The 8,783-nt window shown below is 66.6% G+C and carries 9 protein-coding genes; 1 reads left to right on the top strand and 8 read right to left on the bottom strand.

Annotation, left to right across the window (positions count from 1 at the left end):
• The 7 genes from JNK68_08275 to JNK68_08305 all read right to left on the bottom strand — a co-directional run.
• A partial coding sequence (locus JNK68_08275) for an NUDIX hydrolase (protein ID MBL8540355.1) occupies positions 1-546 on the bottom strand: 546 nt, incomplete at its 3' end.
• A 362-nt stretch (positions 547-908) separates the two neighbouring features.
• Positions 909-1,898, bottom strand: a complete 990-nt coding sequence (locus JNK68_08280) for an SDR family oxidoreductase (GenBank protein MBL8540356.1) — start codon at positions 1,896-1,898, stop codon at positions 909-911.
• Between the two features lie 22 nt (positions 1,899-1,920).
• Positions 1,921-2,706 (bottom strand): hydroxypyruvate isomerase family protein, encoded by a 786-nt coding sequence (locus tag JNK68_08285; GenBank protein ID MBL8540357.1) that lies wholly within the window; start codon positions 2,704-2,706, stop codon positions 1,921-1,923.
• 15 nt (positions 2,707-2,721) lie between these two features.
• Complete coding sequence (locus JNK68_08290) at positions 2,722-3,384, bottom strand: aldolase (GenBank protein MBL8540358.1); 663 nt, start codon at positions 3,382-3,384, stop codon at positions 2,722-2,724.
• A complete protein-coding gene (locus tag JNK68_08295; GenBank protein ID MBL8540359.1) occupies positions 3,381-4,658 on the bottom strand; it encodes a four-carbon acid sugar kinase family protein in 1,278 nt (425 codons plus the stop codon). Before JNK68_08295 ends, JNK68_08290 begins: the two co-directional genes overlap by 4 nt.
• An 11-nt stretch (positions 4,659-4,669) precedes the next feature.
• Entirely contained in the window at positions 4,670-5,632 is a 963-nt protein-coding gene (locus JNK68_08300) for an NAD-binding protein (GenBank protein MBL8540360.1), read from the bottom strand.
• Positions 5,633-5,657: 25 nt separating this feature from the next.
• Positions 5,658-6,986 (bottom strand): MFS transporter, encoded by a 1,329-nt coding sequence (locus JNK68_08305; GenBank protein MBL8540361.1) that lies wholly within the window; start codon positions 6,984-6,986, stop codon positions 5,658-5,660.
• A 180-nt stretch (positions 6,987-7,166) separates the two neighbouring features.
• On the opposite strand from JNK68_08305, the gene JNK68_08310 reads away from it, so the two are divergent.
• Positions 7,167-7,961, top strand: a complete 795-nt coding sequence (locus JNK68_08310) for a FadR family transcriptional regulator (GenBank protein ID MBL8540362.1) — start codon at positions 7,167-7,169, stop codon at positions 7,959-7,961.
• Positions 7,962-8,030: 69 nt separating this feature from the next.
• On the opposite strand, the gene JNK68_08315 is transcribed toward JNK68_08310, so the two are convergent.
• Entirely contained in the window at positions 8,031-8,255 is a 225-nt protein-coding gene (locus tag JNK68_08315) for a hypothetical protein (GenBank protein ID MBL8540363.1), read from the bottom strand.
• Between the last annotated feature and the right edge of the window lie 528 nt (positions 8,256-8,783).

Raw genomic sequence — 8,783 nt, forward strand, 5'->3', positions numbered from 1 at the left:
TGATATCTGGCGAGGACGCGGCTCGACCGTCCCCGTATGAAATTCGAATGCCCCGCGCTTCAGGTCGCGAAAGTAGTGCCCAAGCGTGTTGCGCACCGTAGCAAACGCGAGCTCAGCCCAGGGAACTTCTTCCTCGCCGAATAGACCGACCTCCAGAGTTTCGTAACCGGCGGAGAAGTGCAGGTCGAGCAGGCGAGCCCGAAAAAGCATGTAGACCTGGCCAATGTGGGGCAAGCTGTAGAGGGCGTAGAGTTGCTCGATCTCGACCCGAGCGTTGGCCTCTTCGAGTGTCTCGCGCAGTGCGCCGTCCTGTGCGCTTTCGTTCAACTCCATGAATCCGGCCGGCACGGTCCAGAGGCCATAACGGGGATCGATCCCTCGTCGACACAGCAGGATTCTTCCCTCCCATTCCGGAATGCAACCGACGATGAGCTTGGGGTTCAGATAGTGGACGGTGTTGCAGGAGTCGCAGACGTGTCGTTGCGCGGTATCACCGTCAGGGACGCGGAGCGAGAGAATGCCGCCGCAATTGCTACAGAACTTCATTCTTTTGGGCCATCGGTGCGCAGGACGCTACTATAGGTGACTCACTCGCCCCGCGAAACCCGGAGTACGAGGTGTGTCGAGTCACCGCGGATGGCGGTGCCAGGATTTCGTGGAAGGCTGGCGTCCTCGGGTCGGCTGTCTGTGCTCGCGATACGACCTCATTCGGACTGCCTCGTTGGTGGCGCGTGTCTGCTTTGAGGCTGACCCCAATCGGAGTTCCGACGGCAGTACGAGTTCATCAACCAGGCAGCCGTTCCCAAGTAACCCATGCCCGAAAATCCCTGGGCAGGTCGTCACCCAGCGTACCGGCCGTGGCTTGAGATGCATACCGGCCGACGAAGATTGCGGCCGGCATGGGCATGTCAGGCGGCCTTGTGTTGTGCCGGGAGATCGTCCTCGATGTAGGCTTCCAGGATGCTCTGGAAGTCCGCGTCGCCTCGCAGGCCCAGGCTCTCCGCGCGCGCCGTGTCCCAAGCCGGCGGCCAGCTCCCGACGATGCGCTGGACGCCAGCGTCCGGCTCCCAGCGCACGCGTCGCGCGACCTCGGCGCCGGCCACGCGCTTCAGAGTCTCGACCATTTCGCCCGCCGTCACCGATATGCCGGGCAGATTGATGCAGCGGTGCCGCCCCAGCGCCTCGCTCGCCAGCTCGTGACCGGCGACCAGGGAGGCGATTGCCTGGCGCGGCGAGAGCAGCCACAGGCGCGTCTCCGGGCGGACCGGGCAGACGGCGTCGATGCCCGCGAGTGGTTCGCGCACGATGCCGCTGGCGAAACTCGACGCGGCCTTGTTCGGCTTGCCGGGGCGCACGCTGATCGTGGGCAGGCGCAATACCCGGCCGTCGATGAATTCGCGCCGGTCATAGTCGGACAGCAGCAGTTCGCCGATTGCCTTCTGCACGCCGTAGGACGACTGGGGTTCCAGTGCCGTGGCGTCGGTCACGAGGGCGGGCAGATCGCCGCCATAGACGGCCACCGAGCTGGTGAATACCACCTTGGGTCGCGTACCGAGCTGTCGGCAGCGCTCGAGCAACAGGCGTGAGGCGTCCAGATTGATGCGCATGCCCAGGTCGAAGTCGGCCTCTGCCTGACCGCTTACCACCGCCGCGAGATGGAAGATCGAGGCGGTGTCCGCGCCGACTGCCTCGCGCAACAGGCCGGCGTCGAAGATGTCGCCGGTGAGCGTGCGCACGCGCGGATCGACGACTCCCTCGGCGGCGACAATGTCGAGCAACAGGATTTCGGAAATCTCGCGCACCGCGCCCACTGCGTCGGTCAGACGCCCGTCGCGCAGCAGCCGTCGCGCCAGACGCTGCCCCAGGAAACCGGCACCGCCGGTGATCACTACTTTCATCTTCGTCTCCTCCTTGATGTAGTCAATGCTGAGCCAGCGCGGCACGCAGCCAACCCAGGCCGTCCTCGGTACGACCGCGCGGGCGGTACTCGCACCCGACCCATCCGGCATAGCCGAGCCGGTCCAGCAGTCCGAAAAGATAGGGGTAGTTCACTTCGCCGTCGTCGGGCTCGTGCCGCTCGGGGACGCTGGCGATCTGCACGTGGCCGATGCCGTCGAAACATTTCCGGAAGGTGGTCGCGAGATCGCCCTCGACGATCTGCGCGTGGTAGAAGTCCATCTGCACCTTGAGGTTCGGCTCGGCTACCGCCTCGCGAATCGCATGGGCCTCGGCCTGGGTCTGCAGGAAGTAGCCCGGCATGTCGCGCCCGTTGATGGGTTCGATCAGCAACGTGCGGCCGTGGCGGGCGAGTTCCCGCGCGGCGTGGCGCAGGTTCTCGATATAGGTCTCAAGGCACGCGGCGCGGCTGACGCCCTCCGGCACCAGTCCGGCCATCGCGTGCAGACGCGGTGTGCCCAAGGCCTGGGCGTACTCCAGAGCGCGGGCGACGCCGGCGCGGAATTCCGACTCGCGGCCCGGCAGTGCCGCGAGTCCGCGCTCACCGGCACCCCAGTCGCCCGGCGGCAGATTGAAGAGAACGCTCTCCAGGCCCGCCTCGCGCAGCCAACCGGCCACCTCGGCGGGAGGATAGTCGTAAGGGAAAAGGAACTCGACCGCGCGAAAGCCCGCACGCGCCGCGGCGGCGAAGCGCTGCGGGAAGGGGATCTCGTTGAACATCATGGTCAGATTGGCAGCAAATTTAGGCATGGTGGTTTCTTCCGTTCAGAGATCGAGGCCGAAGGCGACCTTCAGCTCTTCAATCTGGGCTTGGTTCAGGGGGCGGGTCGGCGCGTTGCGCAGCATGAGGAACAGCTTGGCCGTCTCTTCCAACTCCTCGATCGCGTACACAGCGGCCTCCAGGCTCGTGCCGGAGACGACCGGGCCGTGGTTGGCGAGCAGCACCGCAGTGTGCTTGCGGGACAGCGCGCGAATCGCTTCGCCGAGCGCCGGGTCCCCCGGACGGTGGTAGGGCACCAGCGGCAGGCGCCCGATCTTCATCACGTAGTAGGCGGTAAGCGGCGGCAGGCAGTCGTGCGGGTCAAGGCCATCCATGCACGACACCGCCGCCGAGTGGGTCGCATGCAGGTGAACGATCGCGCCCGCGGTTTGCCGCTCGGCGTACACAGCCCGGTGCAGCACGGCCTCCTTCGACGGCGGGTCGCCCGCGAGCAGTCCGCCCTCGCAGTCGAGCTTTGCCAGGCGCGCCGGGTCGAGCCGCCCGAGGCAGGCGTTGGTAGGGGTGAGCAGCCAGCCGTCGTCGAGGCGTGCGCTGAGGTTGCCGCTGCTGCCCGAGGAGAGCCCGCGTTCGAACAGCGAGCGGCCGAGCGTGACCATTTCCTCGCGCAGACGGTTCTCCGCGCCATGCGTGAGGACTGCGGCGCTCATGACAGATGGCTCCAGGCCTTGAGGAAGAAGTCGCCGCTGCCGAAGTTGCCGGACTTCAAGGCCAGCGCCAGCGGTGCGCGGCCGGTACCTTCCTGCAGCGCGACTGTCCAGGGCACGCCCGGGTCGATCTCCGGCCCGATGCGCAGACCGTTCACTCCCAGCGCCTTGACCACGGCTCCGGAGGTTTCTCCGCCAGCGACGATGAGCTGACCGACACCGAGCCTCACCAAGCCCCGGGCGATGCTGGCCAGAGCGTCCTCGACCATGTGGCCGGCGCGCTCGACGCCGAGCTGGCGCTGGATCTCCCGGACGATCTCCGGGGCGGCCGTCGCGTAGACCAGCACGGGTTCCTTCGTCACGCGCGGCGCAGCCCAGTCGAGTGCGGCGGCCACGACGTCGTCGCCCTGGGCGAGCCGCAGCGGGTCCACGTGGAAGGAGGGATGGCGCGCGCGCATGGCTGCCACTTGGCCCTGGGTGGCGACGGAGCAGCTGCCCGACACCACGGCGCGCAGACCGCCAGCAGGCGGCAGGGCGGAAGCGACGGCCCCGTCCGGCAGCAGGCCGAGGTGGCGGAAGTTCTGCGGCAGCCCAAGCGCGATGCCGGAGCCGCCGGTCACCAGCGGCAGGCCCGCGCAGGCAGCGCCGATGGCCAGGAGATCGTCGTCGGTGATGGCGTCGACGACCGCAAAGCCCGATCCTTCCGCGCGCAAGGCGCCGAAACGCTCCGCGATGGCGGCGGCACCCCGCGCGACCGTCGCATGGTCCACCAGTCCCACCCGGCGGCGCACCTGCTGCTGCAGCACCCGCACGAGATTCGCGTCGGTCATCGGGGTCAGCGGGTGGTTGCGCATGCCCGAGTCGCTCAGCAGCGCATTGCCCACGAACAGGTGCCCCTGGTAGACCGTGCGACCGTTGGCCGGAAAGGCCGGGCAAGCGATGGTGAAGTCGGTCTCGAGCGCCCCCATGAGCGCCTCCGCGATCGGCCCGATGTTGCCCTTCGGCGTGGAGTCGAAGGTCGAGCAGTACTTGGAATAGATCTGTCGGCAGCCGGCTTCCTGCAACCAGCGCAGCGCGGCCAGCGACACGCCGACCGCCTCCTCGATCGGCGCCGTGCGCGACTTCAACGCGATGACGACGGCGTCGACGCCTTCCGGCACCGGCCCCTGCGGCACGCCGATCATCTGTACCGTGCGCATGCCGGCCTTGACCAGCATGCCCGCGAGATCGGTGCCGCCGGTGAAATCGTCGGCGATGCAACCCAGAAGCGCTCCCATGGCCGGCGTCCTCAGGCCGCCTGCGCCCCGGCGGGCGCGGCAGGCAATTCGATCCCCGGGAAGATCTTGACCACGGCCGAGTCGTCCTCGCCGCCGTGTCCGGCCGCCGACGCCTGCAGGAACATCTGGTGGGCGGTGGCCGACAGCGGTAGCGGGAAGAAGCCCTTCTTCGCGTAGTCGAGGACGATGCCCAGGTCCTTGACGAAGATGTTCACCGCGGAGAGCGGCGTGTAGTCGCCGGCGAGAATATGTGGCACCCGGTTCTGGAACATCCAGGAGCTGCCGGCGCTGCTGCTGATGACTTCGTACAGCGCCTGCGGGTCGCAGCCGGCCTTGAGCCCCAAGGCCATCGCTTCCGCCGCTGCGGCGATATGCACGCCGGCCAGGAGCTGGTTGATCATCTTCACCTTGGAACCCTGACCGGGGCGATCGCCCAGGCGGAAGAGCTTCGCGCTGATGGCGGTGAACACGTCCTCGCACTTGGCGAAGGCCTCCGGCGCGCCAGAGGCCATCACCGACATCTCGCCCGCTGCGGCCTTGGCGGCGCCACCCGAAATCGGCGCGTCGATCAGGTGCAGACCGCGAGCTGCCAGCCGCTCGCCGAGACCTTCCGCGAACTCGGGCGATACGGTGGCGCTCGCGATGACCACCGAGCCGGGACCGAGGTGGGCCGCGGCACCCTGATCGCCGAACAGCACCTGTTCGGTCTGCTGGGCGTTGACGACGACGGTGAGCAGCACCTCCACGGTCTTGCCGAGCGCGGCCGGCGAGAAGGCGCGCCGAGCCCCCTGGTCCGCCAGCCTCTGCATCGCTTCGGCCCGCACGTCGAACACATGCACTTCGAATCCGGCGCGCAGCAGCGATTGTGCGACACCGGCACCCATGGCCCCGAGGCCGATCACGCCCACACGGCTTACTTGCTGTTTCATTTCGTGACTCCTGAATGAAGGGGATCTGCCGCGGGAGCGGAGCATTGGCACGCCCCCGCGAATCGTACGCTCAGCGGTTGACCATGCGCGCCGGCACCCTCAGCGCCATCGCCGCACCCGCCACCAGGATGGCGGCCAGCGCGAACATGCCCACGTCGGTGCTCTGCGTGAGGTCCTTGATCCAGCCGATCAGGTAGGGGCTGGCGAAACCGGCCAGGTTGCCCACCGAGTTGATCGCCGCGATGCCGGCAGCCGCGCCGACGCCACCCAAGAAGGCCGTGGGCAGGCTCCAGAAGAGCGGGGCGGAGCTGATGACGCCTGCGGCGGCAAGCGCGAGGAAGGCGACTGCGATCTCCGTATGCGTGCCCGCCAGGGCGCTGCCCACCAGCCCGCAGGCACCGAGCACCATCGGCACGGCCAGGTGCCAGCGGCGCTCGCGGTGCTTGTCCGAGCTGCGGCCGAGCAGCACCATCGCAATCACGGCGCAGGTGTAGGGAATGGCGGTGAAGAGACCGATGTCGAACACGCCCTTGATACCGGCGGCCTTGATCAGGCTGGGCATCCAGAAGGTCAAACCGTATTGCCCCATCACGCAGCAGAAGTAGATCAGCGCCATGGTCCACACGCGGCGGTCCGCAAACACCTTGCGCAGGGACGGATGCGCCGTGACATGCTTGGAGTCGTGCTCGATGCGATTCTCCAGCAGGGATTTCTCGTCTTCGGAGAGCCATTTCGCGGAGCGGATGCCGTTGTCCAGGTAGAGCAGCACGGCGATGCCGAGCAGGACGGCGGGGACCGCCTCGACCACGAACATCCACTGCCAGCCCGCGAATCCGGCAGTGCCCGCGAAGCTCTCCATGATCCAGCCGGACAGAGGGCCGCCGAACACGCCCGAGAGCGGGATCGCGGCCATGAACATGGTGACGATGCGTGCGCGGCGCTCGGCCGGGAACCAGTAGGTCAGGTAGAGGATGATGCCGGGGAAGAAGCCGGCCTCAGCGATCCCGAGCAGAAAACGCAGCAGGTAGAAACTCTCTGGCGTCTCGACGAACATGAAAGCTGCGGAGATAAGCCCCCAGGTGATCATGATCCGGGCGATCCAGACGCGCGCGCCGACCCGGTGCAGGATGACGTTGCTGGGGACCTCGAAGAGGAAGTAGCCAAGGAAGAAGATGCCGGCACCTAGCCCGTACACGGTCTCGCTGAACTGGAGGTCGGAGAGCATTTGCAGCTTTGCGAAACCCACGTTCACCCGGTCCAGGTAGGCGACGACGTAGCAGAGCATGAGAAATGGCAGCAGGCGCCAGGTGACCTTGCGGTACGCCGAGGCCTCGTCGTGCGGGGGGCGAGCGGATGCGATGAGTTCCGGCGCGGATGCCGGCATGGCAGTGCTGGACATGCTATCTCCTCCTAAGGGGACGGGTTTGAGCTACGTGACGATCAAGCTATTTGCTCGTCCGTATCTGTCTACAATCTGTATGGGTGTACGATAGTTGTCTATTTGTTGTCTGTCAACTGTTTTTTGTTATCTATTTTTCTGTATAGTTGTCGTACTGCAATTTGAACGTGAAAACTTGACATGGCCGATCTGAATGACTTTGGGCGCGGCATCGCTACCAATGGCGACAACGGATTCGCCACCGGCAATCTGGCTTCCCGCGTGGCCGAGATGCTGCGTACACGCATCCGCGACGACGAGCTCGTGCCGGGCACGCGGCTTCCGTCCGAGCTGGCGATGGCCCGGCATTTCGGCGTCAGCCGCACCGTGCTGCGCGAGGCGATTGCTCTGCTGAAGACCGAGGGGCTGGTGGAGACGCGCAAGGGAAGTGGCGCCTATGTGCTCGACCCGAAAACGGGGCCAGGCGCGTCGCCGGACCGCTTGACCGAGGAATCGATCGAGTCGCTGCTCAACCTGATCGAGGTGCGCCGCGGGGTGGAGGCCGAAGTGGCCGCGCTGGCCGCAGTCCGCTGCACGCCGGGGCAACTCGCGGAGATCGAGCACGCACTGCGGCGGATCGAGGAATCCGTGGCCAGCGGGGGCACCGGCGTCGAGGAGGACGCGCGGTTCCACCAGTGCATCGCGGCCGCGACCGGCAATCCCTACTGGGTGCAGTTCGTGGAAATGTTTGCCCGGAACATCCGGGCGGCGGTGAAGGTGACGCGCGCCAACGAGGCGCGGCGCGCCGATTTCTCACGCCAGGTGCAGACGGAACATGCGCAGATCGTTGCTGCGATTGCAGCCCGCGATCCCGATGCGGCGCGCGTCGCGGCAGCAGAACACATGGAGCACGCCGCCCAGCGGGTGCGGGCTGCGGACCGCGATTTCTGGCGCGGCACGGGCGGCGAGTTCGCGCGGCAGCTGGTGCGGCAGTAGACCGGCGCAGCGCGGCGGCAGATGCCTATGGGGGAAGCAGCGGTCGCGTTCGACGCGGGTGAGGCAGAGTCAGCGCGACCTGCGCCGCTTGCGCCGTACCGTCGGCGGCTTTAGCGCATTCTTCCAGAAGTCCATGACCTGATTCATTCCGGCGGTGGCCAAGGCCGCCGTGGCCTTCCTGGTTTCGCGCTTGAACGCGGCAGCCGCGTGACCGCGACCTCGGCCCATCGCCGCGTTGACCCCGCTCAACCACATGCTCATGAACGGGTTCTTCTTCGTCCAGGGGTTTCTCATTGCGCGCTCCGCAGGCGGATGTTTCCTCCTGCACCGAGGTTTATCGACTGGCCGTTGCCCGCGCCGGTGCGTGAAGGCGATCAACTCTCGCAACCCCTTCCCATCCGTAGCGTCAGTCGTCAGTCAGCAGTCACGTCAGTTTGCCTGCTTTCGATTCGCCTGGACAGATCCCGACGCGGCGGAGCGCGTATTTGCGCCTGCCGTGTGACGTCTGACGGGGATACCGAACTCTGTGGGAAACAGCGCCCGCAGGCCCAGCAAGAGGCATCCGCCAGTGCGTGGTTTGCAGACGTCGTTCCCCAAACGACAAAAGACGGGACGCTTGGGCAGCCTCTATCGTTTCGGCATGCTCGATCCGGCCGGGCAGTAGGTCACGACATACCATCGCGTCGGATCCGTCGAGCACGCCGCCTGTTTGTCATCGGTCGGATGCTTGTATGCGTCGGGGCAGTCCACGCTCAGGCACTTCAAGCCCTTGACCTTCGTGCTCTTGGTCGTGAACGAGCAATCGAGATTCGTCGTCCACGC

The sequence above is a fragment of the Betaproteobacteria bacterium genome, from assembly GCA_016791345.1.
Lineage (GTDB): Bacteria > Pseudomonadota > Gammaproteobacteria > Burkholderiales > JAEUMW01 > JAEUMW01.